The organism is Sphingobium sp., assembly GCF_032153725.1.
Classification (GTDB): domain Bacteria; phylum Pseudomonadota; class Alphaproteobacteria; order Sphingomonadales; family Sphingomonadaceae; genus Sphingobium.
In genome coordinates this window covers 34,227-59,129 of record NZ_JALDYQ010000017.1, presented here as the reverse complement: position 1 = coordinate 59,129, position 24,903 = coordinate 34,227, and the positions used below count along the sequence as shown (strand labels likewise).

At 64.5% G+C, this 24,903-nt stretch carries 19 protein-coding genes; 7 read left to right on the top strand and 12 right to left on the bottom strand.

The annotated features are described in order from the left end of the window. Positions 1–62: 62 nt before the first annotated feature. Both RUH75_RS08050 and clpB read left to right on the top strand, forming a co-directional pair. Positions 63–1,691, top strand: coding sequence for a M28 family metallopeptidase (locus RUH75_RS08050; protein ID WP_313804149.1), 1,629 nt, complete (start codon positions 63–65; stop codon positions 1,689–1,691). Positions 1,692–1,796: 105 nt separating this feature from the next. After that, positions 1,797–4,376: an ATP-dependent chaperone ClpB gene (gene clpB / locus RUH75_RS08045; RefSeq protein ID WP_313804146.1), complete on the top strand. Its 2,580-nt coding sequence runs from the start codon at positions 1,797–1,799 to the stop codon at positions 4,374–4,376. Positions 4,377–4,625: 249 nt separating this feature from the next. On the opposite strand, the gene RUH75_RS08040 is transcribed toward clpB, so the two are convergent. The 4 genes from RUH75_RS08040 to xseA all read right to left on the bottom strand — a co-directional run bounded on the left by RUH75_RS08040 (position 4,626) and on the right by xseA (position 10,549). Further along, positions 4,626–7,646 carry a TonB-dependent receptor domain-containing protein gene (locus RUH75_RS08040; protein ID WP_313804143.1) on the bottom strand — a complete coding sequence of 1,007 codons (3,021 nt, stop codon included), beginning with the start codon at positions 7,644–7,646 and terminating at the stop codon, positions 4,626–4,628. Between the two features lie 324 nt (positions 7,647–7,970). Beyond that, positions 7,971–8,792 carry a M23 family metallopeptidase gene (locus tag RUH75_RS08035; RefSeq protein WP_313804140.1) on the bottom strand — a complete coding sequence of 274 codons (822 nt, stop codon included), beginning with the start codon at positions 8,790–8,792 and terminating at the stop codon, positions 7,971–7,973. Positions 8,793–8,808: 16 nt separating this feature from the next. Then, the gene (locus tag RUH75_RS08030; protein ID WP_313804137.1) at positions 8,809–9,018 is read right to left on the bottom strand and encodes a DUF2093 domain-containing protein; all 210 of its coding nucleotides are present in this window, start codon (positions 9,016–9,018) and stop codon (positions 8,809–8,811) included. A 31-nt stretch (positions 9,019–9,049) separates the two neighbouring features. Continuing rightward, on the bottom strand, positions 9,050–10,549 hold the full coding sequence (xseA, locus tag RUH75_RS08025; protein ID WP_313804134.1) for an exodeoxyribonuclease VII large subunit: 1,500 nt from the start codon (positions 10,547–10,549) through the stop codon (positions 9,050–9,052). Between the two features lie 7 nt (positions 10,550–10,556). Here xseA and purD point away from each other — a divergent pair, with 7 nt between their 5' ends. Both purD and RUH75_RS08015 read left to right on the top strand, forming a co-directional pair. Then, the gene (gene purD, locus RUH75_RS08020; RefSeq protein ID WP_313804131.1) at positions 10,557–11,840 is read left to right on the top strand and encodes a phosphoribosylamine--glycine ligase; all 1,284 of its coding nucleotides are present in this window, start codon (positions 10,557–10,559) and stop codon (positions 11,838–11,840) included. 62 nt (positions 11,841–11,902) lie between these two features. Further along, complete coding sequence (locus RUH75_RS08015) at positions 11,903–12,427, top strand: hypothetical protein (protein WP_313804128.1); 525 nt, start codon at positions 11,903–11,905, stop codon at positions 12,425–12,427. Between the two features lie 4 nt (positions 12,428–12,431). On the opposite strand, the gene RUH75_RS08010 is transcribed toward RUH75_RS08015, so the two are convergent. After that, on the bottom strand, positions 12,432–13,388 hold the full coding sequence (locus RUH75_RS08010; RefSeq protein ID WP_313804125.1) for an acyltransferase: 957 nt from the start codon (positions 13,386–13,388) through the stop codon (positions 12,432–12,434). A gap of 118 nt (positions 13,389–13,506) precedes the next feature. Between RUH75_RS08010 and RUH75_RS08005 the strand changes: the two genes are divergently transcribed. After that, entirely contained in the window at positions 13,507–14,220 is a 714-nt protein-coding gene (locus RUH75_RS08005) for a GDSL-type esterase/lipase family protein (RefSeq protein WP_313804122.1), read from the top strand. Positions 14,221–14,232: 12 nt separating this feature from the next. On the opposite strand, the gene RUH75_RS08000 is transcribed toward RUH75_RS08005, so the two are convergent. Further along, on the bottom strand, positions 14,233–15,213 hold the full coding sequence (locus tag RUH75_RS08000) for a 2OG-Fe(II) oxygenase family protein (RefSeq protein WP_313804119.1): 981 nt from the start codon (positions 15,211–15,213) through the stop codon (positions 14,233–14,235). 320 nt (positions 15,214–15,533) lie between these two features. Here RUH75_RS08000 and RUH75_RS07995 point away from each other — a divergent pair, with 320 nt between their 5' ends. Then, on the top strand, positions 15,534–17,807 hold the full coding sequence (locus RUH75_RS07995) for a Wzz/FepE/Etk N-terminal domain-containing protein (RefSeq protein WP_313804116.1): 2,274 nt from the start codon (positions 15,534–15,536) through the stop codon (positions 17,805–17,807). Further along, entirely contained in the window at positions 17,804–18,541 is a 738-nt protein-coding gene (locus RUH75_RS07990) for a response regulator transcription factor (RefSeq protein WP_313804113.1), read from the top strand. Before RUH75_RS07995 ends, RUH75_RS07990 begins: the two co-directional genes overlap by 4 nt. A gap of 351 nt (positions 18,542–18,892) precedes the next feature. Here the strand turns inward: RUH75_RS07990 and RUH75_RS07985 are convergent, their stop codons facing one another. The 6 genes from RUH75_RS07985 to RUH75_RS07960 form a co-directional block, all read right to left on the bottom strand. Next, positions 18,893–20,275 carry a lipopolysaccharide biosynthesis protein gene (locus RUH75_RS07985; protein WP_313804110.1) on the bottom strand — a complete coding sequence of 461 codons (1,383 nt, stop codon included), beginning with the start codon at positions 20,273–20,275 and terminating at the stop codon, positions 18,893–18,895. Between the two features lie 28 nt (positions 20,276–20,303). Beyond that, positions 20,304–21,056, bottom strand: a complete 753-nt coding sequence (locus RUH75_RS07980; protein ID WP_313804107.1) for a response regulator transcription factor — start codon at positions 21,054–21,056, stop codon at positions 20,304–20,306. Between the two features lie 344 nt (positions 21,057–21,400). Then, positions 21,401–22,084, bottom strand: a complete 684-nt coding sequence (locus tag RUH75_RS07975; protein WP_313804104.1) for a PIG-L deacetylase family protein — start codon at positions 22,082–22,084, stop codon at positions 21,401–21,403. Positions 22,085–22,086: 2 nt separating this feature from the next. Then, positions 22,087–23,001 carry a formyltransferase family protein gene (locus RUH75_RS07970; protein WP_313804101.1) on the bottom strand — a complete coding sequence of 305 codons (915 nt, stop codon included), beginning with the start codon at positions 22,999–23,001 and terminating at the stop codon, positions 22,087–22,089. Then, positions 22,964–23,560, bottom strand: a complete 597-nt coding sequence (locus tag RUH75_RS07965; RefSeq protein ID WP_313804098.1) for a sugar transferase — start codon at positions 23,558–23,560, stop codon at positions 22,964–22,966. Before RUH75_RS07965 ends, RUH75_RS07970 begins: the two co-directional genes overlap by 38 nt. Further along, on the bottom strand, positions 23,557–24,741 hold the full coding sequence (locus tag RUH75_RS07960; protein ID WP_313804095.1) for a glycosyltransferase family 4 protein: 1,185 nt from the start codon (positions 24,739–24,741) through the stop codon (positions 23,557–23,559). The genes RUH75_RS07965 and RUH75_RS07960 overlap by 4 nt, the downstream gene beginning before the upstream one ends. Positions 24,742–24,903: the final 162 nt, after the last annotated feature.

Genomic DNA, 24,903 nt, shown 5'->3' with positions numbered 1-24,903 from the left:
TGGACAGTTCCACGACGGGCGATAGGCTCCAATTCCAACCATAAAAGAGAGGTTTGCCGTCGATGCGCCTTCGCTCCCTGGTCTTCGCATCCTCCCTCGCCCTCCTGGTCGCCACCCCCGGCCTCGCACAGGCCCAAGCCGCTCCCGCCATCACCGCACAGGCCATCCGCGCCGATATCGGCTTCCTCGCCGACGACCTGCTGGAGGGACGCGACGCGGGCACGCGCGGCTATGATATCGCCGCCCGTTATGTCGCCGCGCGGTTCGAAACGCTGGGCCTGCAACAGGCGGTGGCGGGCAGTTGGTATCAGCCGGTAACGCTTGCCATCGCCCGGCTGGACAAGGCAGCCACTCCCTCGCTCACCATCGGGAACAGGCGCTTCACCGACAATGTGGCCATCGGCGCCTTCGGCCGCGAACTGAAGCAGAGCCTTTCGGGACAGGCCGTGTTCGTCGGCTATGGCCTGAAATCCGTGCGTGGCAAGATAGACGACTATGCCGGCCTCGACCTGCGCGGCAAATTCGCGGTGGCCCTGTCCGGCTCCCCTATCGGCATGCCGAGCGAGATCGGCGCGCATCTCGCCTCCGAAAAGTCGCTCGCCGCGCAGCAGGCAGGGGCCATCGGCCTGATCACCATCCCCAGCGAGAGCTTCCTTGGCCGCACCCCCTGGGAAAAATTGCGCGACCGGATGCAGGACCCGACGGTGAGTTGGCTGGACAAGGACGGTCAACCCTATGTCCGCGCGCCCGACATTCGCGGCACGGCCTATGCCAACGGCGCTGCGGCCGAGGCTCTGTTGGCCGGATCGGGCAAGAGCCTCGCCATGGTCCGCGCGGAAGCGGCGAAAAGGGGCGTCCGGCCCAGGGGCTTTGCGCTGCGGCCGACCATCCGGATCGACCGCATCAGCACCGTCGAAACCGCGCCCAGCCGCAATGTGCTGGCGGTGCTGCCCGGCTCCGACCCGGCGCTCGCGCATGAATATGTGCTGCTGATGGCGCATCTCGACCATCTGGGGATCAAGCAGGGCGCCAGGGGGCCGGACAAGATCTACAATGGCGCGATGGACAATGCTTCGGGCGTGGCGACCATGCTGGCGGTGGCAAAGGCCTTTGCGGAAAGCGGTCAGGCCCCCAGGCGCTCCATCCTGTTCGCGGCGGTGACGGCGGAGGAGGACGGGCTGCTCGGCTCGCAATATCTGGCGAAGAACCCGGTGCTGCCCGCTGGCGGCCGACTGGTCGGCGTGGTCAATCTCGACATGCCGATCCTGACCTATGATTTTCAGGATCTGGTGGCGTTCGGCGCCGAGCATTCGACCCTTGGCCCGATCGTGGAAAAGGCCGCGCGGGCCGAAGGCATATCGCTCTCGCCCGATCCGCTCCCGGAAGAGGGGCTGTTCACCCGTTCCGACCATTATCGCTTCGTGCAGGAGGGGGTGCCGGCCGTCTTCCTGATGACCGGGTTCGCCGGGCCGGGACGGCAAGCGTTCGAACATTTCCTCAAGACCGACTATCACCAGCCGTCCGACCAGATGAGCCTGCCCTTCCATTGGCAGGCGGCGGCCAAATTCGCCAAGGTGAACTATGCCATCGCCCGCGAGATTGCCGACGAGCCGGACGCGCCGCGCTGGTATAAGGGCGATTTCTTTGGAGACGCCTTTGCGCCCGATGTGCCCAAGGCAGTGAAACCCTGAGCCCGGCCGTGCATTGAACCGCCACTAAGGATATTTGCGTAGCGCCCCTTGTGTTGCTTTTGAGCAACACTACATCGCTGGCAACTTTGATCCATGAGGGATGGCATGAACCTCGAAAAATTCACCGACCGCGCCAAGGGCTTCCTCCAGTCGGCGCAGACCGTCGCGATCCGGATGAGCCATCAGCGCATCAGCCCGGAACATTTGTTGAAGGCGCTGCTGGAGGACCAGCAGGGCATGGCGTCCGGCCTGATCAAGGCAGCGGGCGGCGATGCCAGCGTGGCCCTGCGCGAAACCGATGCGGCGCTGGCCAAGGTGCCGTCCGTCTCCGGCAGCGGCGCGCAGCAGACCCCCGGCCTCGACAATGACGCCGTGCGCGTGCTCGACAGCGCGGAGCAGGTCGCTGCCAAGGCGGGCGACAGCTTCGTCACAGTCGAACGGCTGTTGCTGGCCCTCACCCTCGCCACCACCACGGCGGCAGGCAAGGCGCTGGCTGCCGCGGGCGTGAAGGCGGAAGGACTGAATGCCGCGATCAACAATCTGCGTGGCGGCCGCACCGCTGACACGGCGGGCGCGGAGGATCGCTATGACGCGCTCAAGAAATTCGCCCGCGACCTCACCGAAGCAGCGCGCATGGGCAAGCTCGATCCCGTCATCGGCCGCGACGAGGAAATCCGCCGCACCATCCAGATTCTCGCCCGCCGCACCAAGAACAACCCGGTGCTGATCGGCGACCCCGGCGTCGGCAAGACCGCCATCGCGGAAGGGCTGGCCCTGCGCATCGCCAATGGCGACGTACCCGACACACTGAAGGACCGCACCTTGATGGCGCTCGATATGGGCAGCCTGATCGCGGGCGCCAAATATCGCGGCGAGTTCGAGGAGCGGCTGAAGGGCGTTCTCGACGAGGTGAAGGGGGCGGAGGGCCAGATCGTCCTCTTCATCGATGAGATGCACACGCTGATCGGCGCGGGCAAGTCGGAAGGCGCGATGGACGCGGGCAATCTGCTGAAGCCCGCCCTCGCGCGCGGCGAACTGCATTGCATCGGCGCGACGACGCTGGACGAATATCGCAAATATGTCGAGAAGGACGCCGCGCTCCAGCGGCGCTTCCAGCCCGTCTTCGTGGGCGAGCCGACGGTGGAGGACACCATCTCCATCCTGCGCGGCCTCAAGGAGAAGTACGAACTCCACCATGGCGTGCGGATCACCGACGGCGCGATCGTGTCGGCGGCGACGCTTAGCAACCGCTACATCACAGACCGCTTCCTCCCGGACAAGGCGATCGACCTGATGGACGAGGCTGCCAGCCGCCTGCGCATGGAGGTGGAGTCCAAGCCCGAGGAGATCGAAAATCTCGACCGCCGCATCATCCAGCTCAAGATCGAGCGGGAGGCGCTCAAGAAGGAGACGGACAAGGCGTCCGCCGACCGCCTGACCGCGCTGGAGGAGGATCTGGCCAATCTTGAACAGCAATCGGCCGAACTCACCCAGCGCTGGCAGGCGGAAAAGGACAAGATCGCAGGCGAAAGCAGGCTCAAGGAACAGCTCGACGCGGCGCGGGTCGAACTGGATCAGGCGCAGCGGGCGGGCGATCTCGCCAAGGCGGGCGAGCTGGCTTACGGCTCCATCCCCGAACTGGAACGCAAGCTGTCAGAGGCGCAAAACGTCACCCAGGGCGCGATGCTGCGCGAGGAAGTGACGGCGGAGGACATTGCCTCGATCGTCAGCCGCTGGACCGGCATCCCCGTCGACAAGATGATGGAGGGCGAACGCGAAAAGCTGCTCGCCATGGAAGCGGAACTGGGCAAGCGCGTCATCGGGCAGGCCGATGCGGTGAAGGCGGTGTCCACCGCCGTGCGCCGCTCGCGCGCGGGGTTGCAGGACCCGAACCGGCCACTGGGATCGTTCCTGTTCCTCGGCCCCACCGGCGTCGGCAAGACCGAGCTGACCAAGGCGCTCGCTGGCTTCCTGTTCGATGACGACAGCGCGATGGTGCGCATCGACATGAGCGAATTCATGGAGAAGCACAGCGTCGCCCGGCTGATCGGCGCGCCTCCGGGCTATGTCGGCTATGAGGAAGGTGGCGTGCTGACCGAAGCCGTCCGCCGCCGCCCCTATCAGGTGGTCCTCTTCGATGAGGTCGAAAAGGCGCACAGCGACGTGTTCAACGTGCTGTTGCAGGTGCTGGACGACGGGCGCCTGACCGATGGTCAGGGCCGCACGGTCGACTTCACCAACACGATCATCGTGCTGACGTCGAACCTTGGCAGCCAGTTCATCGCCAGCCTTGCCGATGACGAACCGGTGGAGAAGGTCGAGGATCAGGTGATGGACATCGTGCGAAGCCATTTCCGCCCGGAATTCCTGAACCGGCTGGATGAGGTGATCCTGTTCCACCGCCTGGGCGCCGTCCATATGGCGCCGATCGTGGATATCCAGGTCGCGCGCATCGGCAAGCTGCTGAAGGACCGCAAGGTGGCGCTCGATCTGACCGACGGCGCGCGGGCATGGCTGGGCCGGGTCGGCTATGACCCGGTCTATGGCGCACGCCCCTTGAAACGGGCCGTGCAGCGTTATTTGCAAGACCCGCTGGCCGACCTCATCCTGCGCGGCGAGGTGCCGGATGGATCGACAGTCAGGGTCGATGAGGGCGATGGGGCGCTGAAGCTGAGCCTCGGCTGAGAGAGCGGACGGACTGCTTAGCTGCACGTTCCTTGAAGCGCACCGTGTTCCTGCGCAGGCAGGAACCCAGCCCAGCCCTCACTTCGTCCTGGCAACATCCGAACTGGGCTCCTGCCTGCGCAGGAGCACGTCGCGCTCAATGTCCACAAATGACCAAAACCGGCACATCGCCCTCAACCGCGCAAACGTAAAAAGGGGCGCCTCCCGCAGGAAGCGCCCCTCTTCTTCCCCTTTAAAGACCAGCGAAGATCAGTAGTTGAACTTCGCGCCGATCCGGAAGTAGCGGCCAAGAATGCCTTCGCCACCCTGCACCGGGTTATAGGCATGGGCGCCGTAGGTGATCGTGTCGATCGGAGGCAGCTTGTCGAACACGTTCAACATGTTGACGTAGAAGGTGAAGTTGTCCGTCGCCTTGATCTGCGCGTTGAGATCGAAGGTGATGTAATCCTTCACCCGGCAAGGCAGCGAGCCGTCATTGAGGCCGCAATCCTTGTAGCCGGTGCCCTGATCCATCGCCGACGTGTCGTAACCGCCGAAGAAGTTGGCCGTGCCGCTGAGCGCGAACTTGCCGAAGTCCAGCGTGTTGGTCCACGTGCCGCGCCATTTGGGCGTGCCCGAACCTGCCGTCAGGTTGAAGTTGCCGAGCGTGCCGTCATAGCGTTCCACCGAACCGTCGGGGAACTCGGTTTCCAGACGCAGGATGTAGCTGGCCTCCAGCGAGCTGGTCAGACGGATGCTGTCGGTCAGCGGCAGGTCGACATTCGCGGCAAAGTCCAGGCCTTCCGACTTGATGGTGTTCGCATTGATGAAGCCCGACTGGACGAAGGCAACACGCGGCTGGCGCGGATCGCCCGGCGCGATGGGCACGTCTTCGATGACGTTGAAGCCCGCCGGGATCGCCTGATTGGCATAATAGGCCTGCAACGCCGGGGTGTTGTCCGCGGTCGTGATCGCGCCCGTCTTCTTGATGTTGTAATAGTCGACGGAGAAGCTGACACCGCGCATCGGCTCGACCAGGATGCCGGCGGTGAAGCTGCGCGACTTTTCAGCCTTCAGGTCCGGATTGGCGAGAGAGGTCGCGCCATAGCTGCCCTGGCGGATATATTGCGGGCAACTGGCGAAGGTAGCGACCGTGCAGCCATATTGCGCCAGATAGGTGTCATTGAACAGGCTCTGATTGTTGGTGACGAACCCGGTGGTCGGGAAGGTCGCATTGGCCTCACCGAAGCTGGGAACGCGGAAGCCCTTGGAATAGGTGCCACGCAGCAGCACTTCCCTGATCGGCTTCACCTTCACGCCGATCTTCGGCGAGAAATTGTTGAGGCCTCCCGAATAGCGGTCATAACGGCCCGACGCATCGATTTCGACCTGATCGATGATCGGCGCCGTCACTTCCGCAAAAGCCGAATAAACGCGGCGATCACCCTTCACGGCAAAGCCGTTCAGACGATAATAGCGCTCCGTGCCACCGTTGATGTCGGAGTTGATCGAGGGGGAATCGATCGCTTCGTAGCGGAACGACACGCCCGCCGCGATCTGCAACGGACCACCCGGCAGGTCGAACAGTTCGCCCTGAACGATGCCCTGCACCTGCACCATGTCCGACGTCGAATTGGCGATCGCCGTCGGCATCAGATAATCCATGGTCGCCTGGCTGTTGGCGTTCGGATTAAGGAAGTTGAAGCTGCCGTCCGCGATCACGTCCAGCAGATGCTGGATGTAGACATAGCCGTCCGACTTGCGGCGCAGGTCCATGTGCATCGCGGTCGCGTCGACCTGATAGCTCCACTTGTCGTTGATCGGACCCTTGATGCCCAGCGCACCGCGATAGGCACGGGTACGCGATTCGTCATGCTCGATGGAATTGGGCAGACGGCCGATCAGCGCCGCATTCTGACCCGATGCCGCGAACGGGTTGTTCGGATTGAGCGTGCCATTGGCGGCGGTGCAGGCCACGGTCGTGCCACGCGGGCAGACATAGACCGGCAGCTGCAGGATATTGTTATTGCCATAATAGGCGACATTGCCCGAGGTGCTGTAGCGCGGGAAGTAGAAGGGCGCCGGCGCATTCGCACGAATGGTGCTGGGCAGGCCGTCATAGGCGACCTTGGTCGTCAGGAAGTTGAACTCGGCATAGGCTTCGCTCGAATCCCCGACGCGGGCGGTGAAGCGGGCCGACAGGCCGTAACGCTCGATATCCGGGTTGATGATGCCGTAATTCTTGGTCAGGTCTTCCTGGCATACGGTGGTCGGCGCCGCGGCATTGGCCGCATCGGCCAGTTCGGCGGCGGTCAGATTGTAGAGGCTGCCACGCTGACAGGCGACGGACGGGTTGAGCAGCTGGTAACGGCCGCTCTGCGTGCCGGTCAGGGCATCGGCCGAGCGGACGAATAAAGTGCTGCCGGTGTTGGTCACGACCGGGCTGAAACCGGGATAATTGCCGTCACCGTCCAGGCCGTCGACGACATTGTTCGGACCGCAGACGCCGTCATGGCAAACATTGCGATAATCATCGCTATTGTACGGATATGGGCGCTGGTCGTTCTTCAGCTGCTTGCTGTTGTAATAGAAGCCGCTGACATAGGCGTTATAGCCATTGTCATCCAGATCGCCGGTCCCGGCCGTCATCGACAGGCGGTATTGCTGGCCATCGCCACGGCTGGAAATGCCGCTTTCGGCGCGGCCCGAAATGCCCTTGAAATTCTTCTTGGTGATGACGTTGACCACGCCAGCAATGGCATCCGCGCCATAGCTGGACGATGCGCCGTCGCGCAGCACTTCGATATGGTCGACGATGTCGTCCGGGATGGTGTTCAGGTCGACGAAGTTGCGCGTGCCGTCGTCCGACAGCGGGTAGTAAGCGGCGCGCATGCCGTCGAACAGCACCAGCGTCGAGTTGGTCGACAGGCCGCGCAGCGACACCGCCGAAGCACCGGCGGCGAAGGCACCATTGGCGGAGAAGCTGTTGGTCAGCGCCGGACCGTTATTGGCGGCGATGCGCTGAAGGCCTTCCTGAACCGTGCTGATGCCGCGCTTGTCGAGATTTTCGACCGAAACGGTCGTCACCGGCGAGGGCGTTTCCGCATCGGTGCGGCGGATGATGGAACCAGTGACGACGATGACGGCGCCATTGTCTTCGGGGGTTGCGCTTTGGGCCGCGTCCTGCGCGAAGGCAGGGGTAGCGAAAGTGGCAAATCCGGCACCGGCATATGCAAGCGCCTGCAACGCCGCGCTTCCGCGCAGCCACGCGTTATTCGAGTTGGTCTTCACAATCCAGTCCCTTGCTCTGGAGGTACACGGAGACATGCCGCGCGCCATTATTTTGACGCGTGAAGAGAGCGTAAGGAGCCCGACAGCAAACCCTCTTCACACGTGCTGCGAAACAATCTGCGCAGTCGTTTTAAGAGTGTAAAGCAACCAAGTTAGGGGCCGTATCAGTTTTGATGCAGACTGTAGCAATTATGCCACAAACGCGCCACGCGCTGTTAAACGCCCGTATAACAATATTGTTGCGAGCCCGTAATCCCGGGGAAAATTTAACCACCGGACGCGACGAAACGAACGAACAAAATTATAGTTCCATGTAATATTAATTCAATTTGCCGGCATGGGTCCGGCCAGCAAAAGCGGGTCGATCCGCGCCTCATTCCACTTCATGCCCCAGTGCAGATGTGGGCCAGTGGCCCGCCCGGTGGCCCCGATCGCTCCGACAGCCTGCCCCTGAATCACATGCTGCCCCTCAATCACATCGATCCGCGACAGATGCAGGAAGGCACTGCTGAGGCCATGGCCATGATCGATCATCAGCAGATTGCCCTCCAGCGTGAAGGGGTGATCGGCCGCCAATATGACCACCCCATCCGCCGGGGCAATGACGGGGTCACCTGTGGCGCCCGTGACATCGACGCCGCCATGATAGGCGCCCGGCTGCCCCTGATAGACCCGCTGCGCCCCGAACAGGCCGGAGATGCGGCCGATGCGGGGCCAGATGAAGCGCTGACGCCAACCCTGCGCGTCAGTCACCCTGTCGCGCGCAGCGGCGATCCGCGCCAGTTCCGGCCGGCGCAGCGCCAGAAAAGCCTCGGTGCTTTGGGTCGGGCGCAACGGCGCGTTCACCCGCTCGATCCGCCAGGCACGGGGCGCGACGGTCAGCACATGGTCAAGGATGCGGCCATCGGCCAGCCGGACGGAGAGCCGCGCCATGGGCGCCGCATCCCGGTCGAAGGCGATCAGGAAGCGGCCATCGGCATCGACCCGCACCGGCTGGTTATTGAAGCGCAGCTCGACGGTGCCCCTGGGCGCGCTGCCCAGCAGGGCGCCACCCTGGATCGGCGTGCCGGTGAGGATGATCTCACTGGATGGCGCGGCCATCACGCCGGCCGACGCCAGCGCAACGGCGGCGATCCAGCTCTTCATCTACACATCCGGCACCTTACAGACCACGCGCCTTCAACTCGGCCTGGGCGGAGATTTCGGCGCCGGCATAGGGCTCCTGCCGGGCGATGCTCCAGTAACGCAGATCCTCCAGCGGGATCTTCTGCCCGCTGACGGCGCAGACGACATGGTCGCCCGTCTGCAACACCCGGAAGCTGTAGGCCATATAATGCAGCCGGGCCGGTCGGTCGCGGTTGGACATCAGCATGGGATCATTCGGCCTTTCCTGCGCAGCATCGTCATCGGGAAAACAGGTCCTGCTGCCCCGTTTCCTGGCCCTCGCGCGGCTTGCGGGGCGCACGGGACGGAGTGGATATAGCCTCCCCGGACGGCTTCTCAAGAGGGGCGGCGCCTTCTATGGTCGCGCCGACCGCACCATCGCGGAAGTGCAGGCTGACGGCGCCCGCCGCTTCCGCTTCCGCCACCGATTTCACCAGCCGGTCGCCCGCCATCACCCGCGCGAAGCCGCGCTGCAACGGCAGATCGGGATTGACCGACAGGAGCAGCCGCGAAACCCGGTCGAACGCCGTCGCCCGATCCTGATAGACCCGCGCCAGATAATCGGGCCGCAACCGCAGCCGGTCGACCCGCTCGGCAGCGCGGCTGACATATTGACGCAGCAAAGCCGGACGCAGCGCGCCACTCGCCTGCCCCAGATGCGCGCGCGCATCGGCAAGCCGGTGCCGCAAACCGCTGGTAAGGCCATCCGACAGCTGATCCAGCCTCTGCCGCTGCGGCGCCAGCAGCATGTCGGGCGTCGGCATCAGCCGCGCCTGCATCTCCAGCCGCTCGCGCGCCTGGGCCGCGCCGCGCCGGACCGCGCGGTCCATGCGCAGCCCCTGCTCGGTCAGCATCGCCATCAGCTCGGCCCGCACCGGCACCGCCATTTCCGCGGCAGCAGTCGGCGTGGGCGCGCGCATGTCGGCGGCATAGTCGCACAGCGTCGTATCCGTCTCATGCCCCACGGCGGAGATGATCGGGATCGAGCATTCGGCCACCGCGCGGACGACGACTTCCTCGTTGAAGCTCCACAAATCCTCGATCGACCCGCCGCCGCGCGCGACAATGACCAGATCGGGCCGTGGCAAGGGTCCGCCCGGCTGCATCGCGCTGAACCCGCGCACGGCCTGCGCCACCTGTTCGGCGGCGCCCTGCCCCTGCACCAGCACCGGCCAGAGCAGCACCTGCGTCGGACAGCGATCCTCCAGGCGATGGAGAATGTCCCGGATCACCGCCCCCGTGGGCGACGTCACCACCCCGATCACGCGCGGCATGAAGGGCAGGCGCCGCTTGCGATCGCGGTCGAACAGCCCCTCCGCCGCCAGCTTTGCCTTAAGCTTCTCGAGCAGCGCCATCAGCGCGCCTTCGCCCGCCAGTTCCATCCGCTCGATCACGATCTGATATTTGGACCGTCCCGGATAGGTGGTGAGCTTGCCGGTGGCGATCACCTCCACCCCGTCCTGCGGCGCAAAGGGCAGGCGCGCCGCCCCGCCCTTCCACATCACGCCGTCGATCACCGCATTGTCGTCCTTCAGACACAGATAGATGTGCCCCGAAGCCGCCCGCTTATAGCCGGAAATCTCACCGCGCAGCCGCACATGGCCGAAGCGGTCCTCGACGGTGCGCTTCAACACGGCCGACAATTCGCTCACCGACAGCGGCGGCGCGTTGTCGCCGGCGCGATCCTCGGCTAACAGGCGCCCCGAGACATCAGTACCAGCTTCATATTCCGGGGACATGGGCGAAATGAACATCCTTCTGTTGGGCGGCGGCGGCCGCGAACATGCGCTGGCGTGGAAGCTGGCGCAATCGCCCGCTCTTTCCACCCTTTATGCCGCGCCGGGCAACCCCGGCATAGCCCAGCATGCCACATTGGTCGACCTTGATGCCACGGATCATCGCGCGGTGGTGGATTTCTGCCTGCGCCACTCGATCGGGCTGGTGGTGATCGGACCGGAAGCGCCGCTGGTCGACGGGCTTGCCGACAATCTCCGCGTCAAGGGCTATCCGGTCTTCGGCCCCGGCAAGCGCGCCGCGCAGCTGGAAGGGTCCAAGGGCTTCACCAAGGACCTGTGCAAGCGCGCCAACATCCCCACCGCCGCCTATGAGCGCGTCACCAGCAAGGATGGCGCCATCGCCGCGCTGGACGATTTCGGCCTGCCGGTGGTGATCAAGGCCGACGGGCTGGCCGCGGGCAAGGGCGTGATCATCGCGGAGACGCGCGAACAGGCGGTCGAGGCGATCGAGGACATGTTCTCCGGCGCGTTCGGCGCGGCGGGCGCGGAAGTGGTGCTGGAAGAATTCATGACCGGCGAGGAAGCCAGCTTCTTCGCGCTCACCGACGGCAGCGCCATCCTGCCCTTCGGATCGGCGCAGGATCACAAGCGCGTCGGCGACGGCGACACCGGCCCCAATACCGGCGGCATGGGCGCCTATAGCCCGGCGCGCGTCCTGACCCCCGAACTGGAAGCGGAAGTGATCGAAAGGATCATCCGTCCGACCGTCGACACCCTGGCGGCGGAGGGGATGCCCTATAGCGGCGTGCTTTATGCGGGCCTGATGCTGACCGAGGAAGGCCCCAGGCTGATCGAATATAATGCCCGCTTCGGTGATCCGGAGTGCCAGGTGCTGATGATGCGCTTCGACGGCGATCTGGTCGAACTGCTGCTCGCCGTGGCGGAGGGCAGGCTGGCCGATCAGGGACCGGTGCAACTGGCGGATCGCACCGCGCTCACCATCGTCATGGCCGCCAACGGCTATCCCGGCACCCCCGAAAAGGGCGGCGCGATCACCGGCATCGACGCGGCGCAAGCCACCGGCGCGCGCGTTTTCCACGCGGGCACGGCGGACAGGGACGGCGCGATCGTCGCCCATGGCGGCCGCGTGCTGAACGTCACCGCGACCGGCGACACGGTCAAGGCCGCGCAACAGGCAGCCTATAAGGCGGTCGACGCCATCGCCTTCCCCACGGGTTTCTGCCGCCGCGATATTGGCTGGCGGGAAGTGGCGCGGGAGGAAGCGGGGCACTGATCCCCTTGCCGGACGCCATAAAGCGCCCTTAAATAAGGCAAAGTCGGAACAGGGAGGGAGCGATGCAAGAATTTTTCATGGACTATGGCCTGTGGCTGCTGATTGGGCTGCTGGTCATCATAGGCATCGTCTTCCTGCTGTCCGGACGCAACCGGCCGGGCGAACCTTCCATCCCCGTGGAAGCGAGGAAGCCCGCCGCGCCGGTCGCCGCGCCGCCTGCCCCCGCGCCCATCGCTCCCGAGCCCATCGCGCCCGAACCGGCGCCCGCCCCCACCACGCTCGTCGAGCCCGCGCCTCAACCGGTCGCCCCGATCCCGGCCTCGCCCGCCGTCACTACGCCCGCCAGCGACAGTGACGACCTGCTGAAGCTCAAGGGCGTCGGCCCCAAGCTCAACAGCCTGCTGATCGAACTGGGCGTGACCCGCTATGCGCAGATCGCCGGCTGGAACGACGCCGACATCGCCGCGATCGATGCGAAGCTGGGCAATTTCAAGGGCCGCCCGGTGCGCGACCAGTGGATCGATCAGGCCAAATATCTCGCAGCCGGCGACCTGGCCGGTTTCGAGGCCAAATATGGCAAGCTCTGAACGGTCAGGCCGGTAAGGGCGCGCCCGGCAACGCCGGAGCCGCGCCACGCCGATCCGGCACGCTGCCGAACAGCAGCGGCAACAGCGTCCCGCGCGCGGTCAGGCGATTGGCAAGGGCCAGCAACAGGATCGACAGCGCCAAAGTCGCCAGCGGCCCAACGCCCGTCATGATGACCACCCCCATCACCAACGGGTGCCAGAGGTAGAAGAACAGGCTGTCGCGCCCGATCGCATTGACCGGCGCCAGGTCCAGCCGCAATGCCGACAGCATCGGCAGCAAGGCGATCAGGCCAAGGCACATCAGCAGCCGCGCGGGGACGAAGGCCAGCTCATTGTCGCCCTCATACAGCCCCGACCACCAGATCAGGCCCAGCAGCGCGACGATCGCCACGATCGGCAGATGCCGCTGCGAAACCCGTCGCTCCGCCATCAGCATGCCGAAGAAGAAATAGACCGGGTGACGCAGGAACCGGCTGTCGAGCGCCAGCAGATTATCCCCCATCGGCGCATGGTTGAGGCCAAAGCCATACATGATGCACAGGCTGATCGGCGTGCCCACCGCCAGCAGCACCACCGGCGAAAAGGGCAGCAGACGCGTCAGCATGATCAGGAAGAACAGCGTCGGCACGTACCAGAGATGGAAGGGCGGGCGCAGCAGCAGGTCGACGGGCATGGTCCAGCGCAGCCCTTCCCCGCTCATCAGCATGTAGACGATCCCGGCGAACAGCCACGGCAGCAGCATCCGCCGGCCATAGCGCGACAGCAGGGTGGCGGCATCCTCGCCGCGGGTGCGGGTGACGTTCAGAAGATAGCCGGAAATGCCGACCATCAACGGCATGCGAAAGCCCGATCCGACCCACAAGGCCAGATCGTGGCCGCCGGTCAGCTCCATGACATGCCCGCCCATGACGAGCAGGATCAGCACGCCTTTCAGCAGGTCGATCGACGGATTCTTGCCCACGAATTTGCCCCAGCGCCCCGGACGGAACGATAGCGCCGCAACCATTGCGACAAGGTTAAGGAACGAAAGGAATCTCCGCGCTTTTCAGACGGAAAAAAAGCTCTACTTATAACTTTCGATGAAGACGCCGCTGCTGCAACGCCTCGACGCCTCGCCCGTTGCCAAGATGGCGGTGGCGGCCCTTGTCTTTGGCCTGATGATCGGTGGCTGGATGGCGGTCAGCCATTTCCGGGAATCGCGCGTGACGCTGCCCGATGATGAAGGGCGGCACGGCGCCTGCTCGCTCTGGTTCCTGGGCAGCTCGTCCATGCACCGCTGGACCAGCCTCCACCGCGACATGGCGCCGTGGATCACGCATAATCGCGGCATCGACAATGCGGTCTTCGCCCATATCCTGCCGCGCTTCGCCAATGCGGGGAATGATCCGCGGCCCGAAGCGATCATCCTCTATGCCGGGGAGAATGATATCGCCAATGGCGTGCCGGTCCGCACCGTGATCCACGAACTCGCGCATTTCCTGGCCATGCGCAGCCGGATGATGGGCGATGTGCCGGTGCTGGTGCTGTCGATGAAGCCCAGCCCGACGCGCTGGTCGAACTTCCGGGATCAGCAACTGTTCAACGCCGCGGCGCAGCGGCTGATCGCCCATGTCCGGCAGGCTTATTATGCCGATATCACCGCGCCCTTGCTGGAGAACGGACGGCTGGGCGACAATTACCGGGCGGACGGGGTGCACATGAACCCGGCGGGCTATCGCATCTGGGCCGGGGTGGTGCGCCAACGGCTGCGCGAAATCCTGCCGCCCGGAACGCTGCGCCGTTGCGCGCCATAGCGCCGCCCCGGATCAGGCCGACCCGATCAGCACCGTCACATTGTCCGTCCGCGGATCGCCGGCCGGGCCTTCGCCCTGTTGTTCCACGTGCAGCACGCGATGCAGCACATGCCGCACGCCATAGGCCTGCGTCGCCATGCTGCCCGGAAAGACCGCCAGCGTCGCGCGGTCGATCGGCAGGTCGATCCATCGCCCGTCGGCGAAAACCTGGGTCAGCATCTGTTCCCGCTGGCCGCAGAGCGCCGAAAAATAGCGATAATCATAATGGGCGCCCTCGATCAGCCGCTGCCCCGGCGCGATGTCGCGGCTGCGGTCGCGGCGCAGCAGCAGGCGGTTGATGCCCTGAAGCAACCGCCCGATGACCGGCACCTCAGCGAGCAGGCCATAAAGATCGGACAGTCCGCGCGGACTGAGCATTCCGGCGGCCTGCGAACGCCTTTCGTCAAGCGCGCAGCCTGCCCGCCCCCACCGCCCCAGCGAATTGCGGGCCAGCGCGTCCAGCCGGTCGAAATCGCCCGCGCTTTCCTGATATTTCAACCGCTGCACCACGATCTGGAAATCCGCCGGCGGGGTCCCTTCGGGCGCCAGGGCCGCCATCAGCCGCCAGCCGATCGCCCAACATTGGTCCAGCAACGCCTGACGCGGCACGTAATGCCCGCCTCCCTGCACGAAATAGGCAGGCCGTGCGACGACATGCCCCTTCCCCTTTCCGCGCGACAGGGCCATCTTCCGCGCAATATAGCCATGCCGTCCGGGCTGGAAGTAGAACAGGTCGCCCAGACTGGCCGTGATGTCGCCGCTGCCATGATAATTGCGCGCGATATCGATCAGCGGCGCTTCCCACGGCATCTGCTCGGCCGAATCCTCCAGCAGCCCGCGCCACAGTTCCGCGACGATGTCCGGACAACGCACCAGCACCGCTGCATGGCCCGCGCCGAACAGGCGGGCCAGCGAGCCGGGCTCCAGATCCTGATATGCCAGCTCCGCGATCATCCAGCGCTCCCCTGTGCAGCGCTTTCTCATCCTTCATCAAAGCCGGCACAATGGCTCGGAATGGGACGATCCGGAATAGTCAGACACGCACCAGAAATGTCTAGGACCATGGGCTGTCCGGCACGGATGACGACCGGGAACCGGTTGCAGGCCCCATCTTCCCCTGCTCCTTCATCCGAAGGGTTAGCACCTATGCGCCATCCGCCTTCCCGATGCGCTTTTGCTCTACCCCGTCACAACCCGCAATATCGACCCGATTGAGGATCTGCCTCAGCGTGGGCCGCGCCCATGCGCCTTCGCGATGCGACAGGGAGAGTATCATGGCGTCTGCACGGCTGACACTGATCGATGGCGCTGCGTCCGGCGGAGGCGCGGAAAAGCCGCGCGACCTGTCCTTCGAACTGCAACAGATGTCGGCGCGGCAGATCTGGTTCCTGATACGCCGGCATGTGAAGCTGGTGGGGAGCATCGTGGCCGCCTGCGTGGCCGTGGTGCTGATCGTGCAGTTGCAGCTTCCCAACCGCTACGAAGCGACCGCGACGGTACAGGTGGAACTCAACGACTCGACCGGCTCCAATCAGGCCGACGCCACCCGCAATCAGCAGCGCGTCGCCAATGAGGCACGCATGTACCGGTCGCAGGTGCTGGCCGAACAGGTGGTGCGCGACCTCAATCTCAACCGCAATCCCGCCTTCACCCATGGCGTGCCGATGACGGTGCAGCAGGCGGCGGCGCAGCTGACCAGGAACACCCGCATCGTCAGTTCGACCGATTCCGACTTCATCGACGTCACCGTGCAGTCGCGCAAGGCGGAGCTGGCCTCGCGCATCGCCAACCGCTTCGTCGACAGCCTTCAGAAGATACGCTCGCAGCGGCGCCAGACCTGGCGCAACGGGCTCGGCACCGCGCTCGACAAGGAAACCGCCCGCCTCGCCCATGAGGTGGAGCTGGCCGAACGCGCCGTGGCCGATTTCCGCCGCCAGCATCAGATGCCGATGGGGGCGGGCAGCGCGGAGGATTATCAGCAGATGAACCGCATCGCCGTGGAGGCCGCCTCCACCGCCGCGATGAGCAGCGCCATGCAGGCGCAGGCCGCAGGGGTCAGCCGCGCCGCTGCCATGCGCACGGTGGCCGGCGCGACCTCGCCCGCGCTCGACAACCTTCAGAAACAATATGACGACCTGTTCCGCCAGCGTTCGGAGATTTCGGTGCAGATGGGCGCCAATCATCCGCAGATGCAGGCGCTTTCGGCGCAGATCGCGCAGGTCAGCAACGCGCTGGTCCAGGAACGGGCGTCGGTCGTCGCCACCCAGCAAACGAAGAATAACGCCGATGCCGGGCGCGAACGGGCGATGGCACTGGCGGAGGCCAGCGCCGCCTCGGCCCGCGCGGGACAACTGCAATCGAAACTCAACGCCATCACCGGCGCGGCCTTCCGCAACAATGCCAATCTGGTGGATCTCTCGATCCTCGATCGCCGGGCGGAGGTCGCGCGCCAGGCCTATCTCACCACCGCCCAGCGCACCCAGACGGTGCAGTCGGAACTCCAGACCACGGGCGTCAACTCGTCCATGGTGTCGGCCGCCGCCGTGCCACTCCAGCCGGTCGCGCCCGCGCCGAAGAAAATGGCTCTGGCGGCCTTCGTCGGCTCCTCGGTACTGGCATTCCTGATCGTGCTGGGGATCGAGATGTTCGACAACCGGCTGCGCAGCGGGGATCAGCTCCGGCGCCTCTTCGCCCTGCGGACTCTGGCCATGCTGCCCCGGCTGGAGGACAGGATCGGCACCACGATCGAGGAAAATCCGGTCATCACCCAGCCCCAGTCGCTGTTTACCGAAGTTGCCCGCAACCTTGCCAGCGAGATCGGCGAACTGCCGCATCAGGGGCCCAGCCAGCGGGTATTGGTGACATCGCCGCTGCCCGGCGACGGCAAGTCCAGCGTCGCGCTGACGCTGGCCGCCGCCGCCGCCTCCATGGGCCGCCGGGCGATCGTCGTCGATCTCGACCTGCGCCGCCCCGGCCCCAGCATCCTGCGGTCGATTCAGGACAATTCCGACACGCCCGACCTGATCGAGGTACTGACCCATGCGGGCGAAAGCCGCAGGCTCATTCCCCAGGCCGAACCCCATGTGGATCAGGACATGGCCGAAGGCGCAGCGCCCCAGGCCCTGATGCCCGTGGTGCTCAGCACCCGCGAACAGATCCGCAATCCCGCCGCCATCGTGCAGGGATGGCAGGTCGGCCGCCTGCTCGACGATCTGCGGGATCGCTTCGATCTGGTCGTGATCAACGCGCCCGCCGTTCTGGCCGTGCGCGACGCGCGAACCCTCTCTTCGCTGGCGGACACCACCCTGATGGTCGTGCGCTGGGGGCATACGACGGTCGAGCAGCTGCGCGCCTCGCTCCAGATGGTGAACAATCAGGTGGTCGGCGCGGTGTTCAACCAGGTCGATTATGAGGAGCATGCCCGGCGCGGCTATGGCGACGCGGTTCAGTTCTACATGGGATCGGCCGCCTATTATTCCGACAGCTTCCCGGTCCGGCAGGGCTGGGCCAGCCGGGTCCGTCACGCTTTCGCCCGCAAGGCCGCGTGAGCAGCCTGCCGCCTCCGCACGAGGCGCCCGTTCCTCATGTTCGTTTCGAAAGCGTAACAGTGAAAGAGGATATTTCCAGACTGAGCCTGCTGATCCTTGATGGCAGCCCCCTGCGCCGGGCCTGCATTGCCGTCGCGCTGGAAACGGCGGGAACCAGGATTTTGCAGCAATCCAGCCTCGGACTGTCGGAGGGCGCTGAAAAACCCGATATCATTCTCTTTCAAACCGGCGATTCCGACCAGGAAAGCGCCGCCCTGCCGTCGCAGATCGGGCAGGCGAAGCAGCTATGGCCGGCCGCGGCGATCCTGGTGATCGCCGATCATGGCAATGAAGCCCTGATGCAGGCCGCCGTCACCGCCGGGGCGGACGGCCTGCTGCGATCCAGCACCGGCATCGCAACCATGCAGCGCGTGCTCCTCCTCCTTTCGGAAGGGCTGGCCGTCTATCCCGCCCCTCTGGCCGCCAGGATGCAGGCGCGCCTTCCCGGAACGCCCGATGGCGTCAGCGAACGGGTCGCGCTGGCGGTGGACAGGTTCAAGCTTTTGACGAAACGGCAACGCGACGTGCTGCGCCTGCTCGCGCAGGGCGCTTCCAACAAGGATATCGCCCAGCGCCTCAATATCAGCGAAAGCACGGTCAAGGTCCATGTTCGCGCGATCATGGCGGTCAACGGCGCCTCCAACCGCACGCAGATCGTGGCGCATCTGCTGAAGGGCGGCGACGGCGAGGATTAGGGTCTATGGAAGCTTGGTCCCATTCGTTCCCCCGACTTGATTTTTCACTGTCCTACAACGCCTCTCCGGCGCTAGTGGATTGATTTTGACATTTGCGTCCCGCCATCCGGATAGCACGGTAGCAAATGTCAAAATCGTAAAATCCACTAGAATCATAAAGTTGCTAGTGGTCCGAAAAGATTCTGACATTTGCGCGCGACCTGGCAGATAGGGATGCAAATGTCAGAATCGGACCACTAGGCTTTCATCGCTCTTTGAAAGGTAAAACCCCATAAGAAAGCGCGCCAGAGGCGTGCCTTTCTACCCCCATCATCGTGTCACCTATGTCACCCAAATCCTGCGAGGATCACTTCACCCCACGCTCGCCGCCACCGGCCGGACCCTTGCCCGCCGCAACCAGCAGACATCCAGCAGCACCGCCGTCACCACGCCCAATATGACATGGGCGATATTGCCGCCGATCGCCCCATAGCGCGGCACGGCATAGGCCGCGACCGCCACGAACAGCGCCGTGCCGAAGCCGGAGATGGCGAGCACCTTCCAGCTCTGATTCATCGCCAGCATGGCCGATCGCGATGGCGCGGCATGCAGCATCAGCATCACCGCCACCAATTGGGTCATCAGCAATATATAGGTTTGCGAATAGGCGACGCCCGGCCCGACGCGGATGAGCAGCGGTCCGAATGCCCAGGCTCCCGCCAGCATGGCGACGCCGACGGCGGCCAGCGCCACCTGCACCTGCAAGGTGGCGGCCCGGAAGTTGCGGATATTGCCGTTCGCCCACATCCGCGCGACATCGGGATAGACCACGGCCTGCACCTGCGCGCCAATCTGGGTCGCGACCTTGGCGATCCGCTTGGCAAGATAATAGACCGCCGCCGCCGAACTGCCCGCCACCGCGCCGACGAACAGCGAGTCCGCCTCCGTGGTGATGACGCGCAGGGTCAGCGACAGATTGGTGGAACAGGCAAAGCCGAAGAAGCCCGGAAAATCCCCCATCAGGCCCTTCAGCCGGGCATGCAGCGGATTGGGTATCCCCATCTGCCGCAGGGCACGGAAGCCGACCCAGAAGACCAGTATCGATCCCAGCGCCTGCGATGCGGTCCACGCCACCATGAAGCCGATCAAGCCAGCCCCGGTCACCATGCAGATGAAGGCCAGCAGGATGCGCAGCACATTGCCCGCGACCTGCGCATAGGCCAGCATCTTGAACTGGCCGGACAGACGCAGCGCGGCCGTGGGCACCCCGGCGATGTTGAACAGGGTCGCGACCGAATAGATCGCCACCAACTCGACATGAAGGGGCTTGAGCCCGAACAGCGGACCGAACAGCAGGGCCAGGCCGATCGCGCTCACGGCGGCCAGTGCCGCCGCGCCAATGTCCAGCATCAGGCCGTAGCAATAAAGCCGCTGCAATCGCCGGGGCGACCCCTTCGCTTCCTCCTCCACGGCGAACCGGATCAGCGGCTGCCAGGATTCGAAGCGCAGGATTCGCTCGACGACGCGATTATAGGACAGGACCAGAACCATGACGCCATAGGTCGCCGGTCCCAGGGAACGGGCCGCCATCGCAACACTGACCAGCATGATCAGCGCGTTGAGGAAGTTGCCCGACAGCAGGTGCCCCACCGCGATCAGCCGGCCGCGGGTTCCTTTGACCAGGAACCTCCCGAACCGGCTGCGCAGCATCGGCAAGGCGCGTGCGATCAGCACGCCCTTGATTTCATATGCCATGACGATCCCCCCTTGGGGAGGGTGAAGATCAGATGCGGCTCGCCATTCCGGCCATTTCCAGAACCGGCAACTGGGCCGGATGAGGAATGGCTACAGGCAATTCGGGTTCAACCTCGGTCACGCGTCCGCGCATCCCGTGATTGGCCGCCCAAATCGCCGCCTGGGTCCTGTTCTTGACGCGCAGCTTGCGCAGCACGGCCTTAACATGAACCTTCACGGTTGCCTCGCTGATGTCCATCCGTTTGGAAATGACCTTGTTCGGACATCCCATGATGAGCCAGCGCAGGATTTCCAGTTCCCGGTCGGACAGGCAGGCCGCATCCACCGGACGTTCGACTTCCAGTGCATCGGTCAGGCTTGGCCGGGATTGCAGTTCATCCGCCAGTTGCGGCGGCAGGACGCGTTCGCCCATGGCCACCAGCCGCAGCGTCGCCACCAGCCGGTCGCAGGAAATTTCCTTGACGATATAGGCCAGTGCTCCGAGCCGGAACGCTTTCAGCATGATCTGGAAATCGAACCTGTCGGACAGCAGGACAAGATAGGAACAGGGGAAACGTTTCTGCAGAACCGACAGCGTTTCGACATCCATCGCTTCGGTCCCGTCATCGATCAACAACAGGGATGGTCCAGTATCCTCTTCGGGAACCTCAACTTGTTGAAGTACCGTGGCAATATTGGGATATTGGGTTACGCGGAAATCCCTTTCCATCAGGATGCGGCTAAGCCCCTCCCGAACGATTGCATTACCGCACAACAGACGCACATTAACTGGGTAAGACATTGGGTGGTCCCCTCATGATCTCTTCCACCTCCGTAAGCAGGCCCCAAACGGAATGTAGAAGACCAGTAATCAAATGCCTGTAGTGCGACCCTTTCTTTTCGTTTCAACAACTTATCAGTAGCATATTTGTGCCGCCAGAGTCCCGGAATGTACAATGGAAATTTCGGGTTCGCGCAATAACCCGTTAACGCGTTGTTAAGCTGCTGGATTTTTCTCGCATCTGACAGCCAACAGCGCGGCCGCAACAGTAAAATCTACTACTTTTGTGGTATCGCTATGGATGTAATCGGGAGAATCGCGGGGCAAATGCACCTTTCGGGTGAGTCGAATAAAAGTAATCCATGTTAATGAATTTGCCGAACAAGTACAAAGGCTTCCGCAGCGTGACGATAAACTGTCGCGCCCCGTGAAATGGCCAGGGCACGAATGGCCTCTATCGACCGTTCATCGGGACTGGGCTTCACCTGGGACTGAAACATCTGAAAGGCGGCGATCTTCCGCTCCAGCGTCGCGCCGATATCGACGAACATGTTCGGAATGAAGGCAGGCGTGACTCCAGGGGCCAGCCAGTTGGTTTCTGACAGCGTCTCATAGGCGAGGACACAGCTGGGGCCGCCGCTGCCGCGGGGGCGGGCATGCACCAGCGCGGCATTGAAGACGATCTGATGATCCAGATGAATGTCGCCGATAAAGGGGATCAACAGCAGATCGACTTCGATCCGCGACAGCGCCGATGACAAGGCAAGGTTCAGGTCGCTCCGCTTGACCTGATCGAGTCCAGCGGCGGGAAAATCAAGAAACTGGGTGCCGGTCACGCCAATCATGTCGTGCGCGCGTAAGGTTTCGGCGCGAATTTGTTGCACCATTTCCTCATCGAACAGCGGGGGCTGACCGCGCGTGACGACGATCACATGCACCTCCGCGCCAGCTGCGGCGGCCCGCGCCATGGTGCCGCCGCAGCCCAATATCTCATCGTCGGGATGCGGAGCGACCACCGCGATCCGGCGGGCGTTGAACGGCAACAACATGGCTATTCCCCTAAAATGGCGTGAAGTTTCGGCGGTTTGTCGAGGCCGCTCCATTGGGTGACGGTCAGCGCGGTCGACTGGCCGCAGAGAATCGTGAAGCTTTCCGCCGTGCGCAGGACGACCTGCCCCGGAAGAGCGGCATGGCGCCCGCCCATGTCCGACAACGACGCCGCCCAGATGTGCAGGTCCACGCCGTTCGACCGGGTGAAGGCACCGGGATAGGGATGGCCGGTCGCCCGGATCAGGCGCAATATGTCCGCTGCGGATTGCCGCCAGTCGATCAGCCCGTCCATCGGCGTGCGGCGCGCGGCCCAGGTCGCGCAGCTTTCGTCCTGCACCATGCGCGGCATCTCCCCGGCCGCCATCCGCCCCAGCGAGCGGTCGAGCATGAGGGCCAGCGCCCGCATATGCTTGGCATAGAGGGAGGCTGCCGTTTCCATTGGCGCGACGTGAAAATACTGCTGGTCCAGTATCTCGCCGGTGTCCGTGCCCGCATCGATCCAGAACAGGCTCCCGGCCGTGATCGGCTCCTGTTGCAGGATCGTCCAGGGGATCGCCGCACGTCCGCGCAGCCGGGGCAAGGCGGCCGGATGATAGCCAATGACCCGATCGGCAAAGAGATTGCGAAAGTCCTGGCCACAGATCTGCGACCAGCCCATGACGAAGGCGATATCGGCAGCGGCGTCGCGGATCGCGAGCAGCGCTTCCTCGCGGTTGATATTGTCCACATGGATGACCCGGCAGCCCCGCTCCCGCGCGACCGGTTCCAGGTCGACATAATCGGAATGCCGATTGGCCAGGGCGGGATCGAGCGTGACGACGGCCGCGACTTCCCATCCGGGCGCGCGGGTGATCGCATCGAAGGCGATCCGGGTGGTTTCAACTGCCCCAATGAGGAGGGCGCGCTTCGTCGGCATGCCAGTCGATCCTTTTCTCTCCCCGGGTCACGACCAGCAGCGTGCAAGCCATGATCTGCGCGTCAAGACGGGAGCTGCGATTGCGCACGTACCAGAGGTCGAAGCGCAGCTTTTCCTCCACGGTGAGCAGCGTGTTGCCGCTCACCTGGGCCAGGCCGGTGAGGCCGGGCCGGACCCGGCCGCGCTCCATGCCGTCGCGCCCCATCGCGCTGATGGTGTGTGGCAGCAGGGGGCGAGGGCCGACGAAGTCCATGTCGCCGCGCGCGATGTTGATCAGTTCGGGCAGTTCGTCCAGCCGCGACCGGCGGAGAAACTGTCCCAGCGCCGTGACCCGCTGCGCGTCTGGCAGCAAGGCGCCCTGCCCGTCGCGCAGGTCCCGCATGGTGCGGAACTTGATCATGGTGAAAGACCGGCCGCCCCGGCCGCTTCGCGGCTGGCGGAACAGCACCGGCCAGCCCAGGCCCGACAGCACCAGCACCGACAGCAGCAGCAGAAAGGGAGAGAGCAGGCCGAGAAGAGCGATCGCCAACAAGCCCGCCGGGCGGAGACAGGCAATCATATGCGCTCCGGCATCAGCAGGACGGGCGCGGGTGCCGGGACGGATATCGGCATGTCGCTGCCCCGCAATTGCATGACATCCAGCAGCATCGCGTTCACCTTGTCGACATCGTAAATGTCGACCGCCGTTTGCCGCGCTGCCTTGGCCATAGCGGTGACGCGTGCCGGGTCGGCGATCAGCTGCTCCATCGCTTCGGCCAGAGCAGGGCCGTCGCGGGGCGGAACCAACAAGCCGTTGACCCCGTCCCGGATCGGCTCGCGACAACCGGGCATATCCGTGGTGATGACCGGTCGCCCGATTGCCAGCGCTTCAAGAATCGTGCGTGGCAAACCCTCCCGATAGAAGGACGGCAGCACGAAGGCATGAGCCGACGCGATGAAGGGCCGCACGTCACGGGTTTCAGGCAGGAACTCGATCAGCCCTGCCTCGCGCCATTGCTCCAGATCGGCGGCGGCATAGCCGGTCGGATTTTCGGTTTCCGGCCGGGTCAGCAGCAGGAAACGCACGTCCGGGCGCCTGGCGCGGATGATCCGCGCGGCCTCCACATATTCGCCCACGCCCTTGTCGCGCATCAGGCGGCCCATCATCAGGAAGGTGAACGGCCCACCGGGCAGGGGCTGTTCGGCAAAATGCCGCACGTCAATGCCGGAGCCGGGCACCTGCATCACCCTTTGCGCGGGCGGGACGATCCCGCTCTCCTGCATGACGCGATGATCGTCGTTGTTGAATACGAAGATGCATCGCGCCCTGGCCACGCCGATCCGATAGAGCCGCGACACGATGGTTCGCAGCCAGTGGCGACTGTCGGCCTCCTCGCTGAAAACATAGCCAAGGCCGCTCATGATCGCGAAATAGCGTGCCCGGCTCCACAGCCGCGCGGCCAGCCCGCCATAGATGATCGGCTTCTGCGTATAGGCCACGACCACATCGGGCCGCTCCATCCGCATCAGCCGGCGATAATGGAGCAGGGTGCGCGCGTCATGCAGCGGATTGGTGCCCGCGCGCGCCATCGGCGTCCGGCAAAAGCGCACGCCCATGCCCGCCAGCTTCGCCAACACCTCCGGCTCTTCATCGGGGGCACAGGCCACGACCTCATGCCCCTCCGCGACCATTCCGGCAATCAGAGCGCCACGGAAATTGATCAGCGACCAGGACAGGCTGGAGAGGATCATGACTTTCATTGCCCGCAAGCCTCCCGGAACCGTTCAGCGCAGGAGGTATCACAGGCCATCCCTCCTCCTGGAGGTGCATCGGTAGATTACCCTTTTGAGGCAGGAGCGCCCCGTCCGCGCCAGTCGTGGCACCGGTGTCGGGCACCAAGGAGCCGGCAGCCTAGCCCCAAT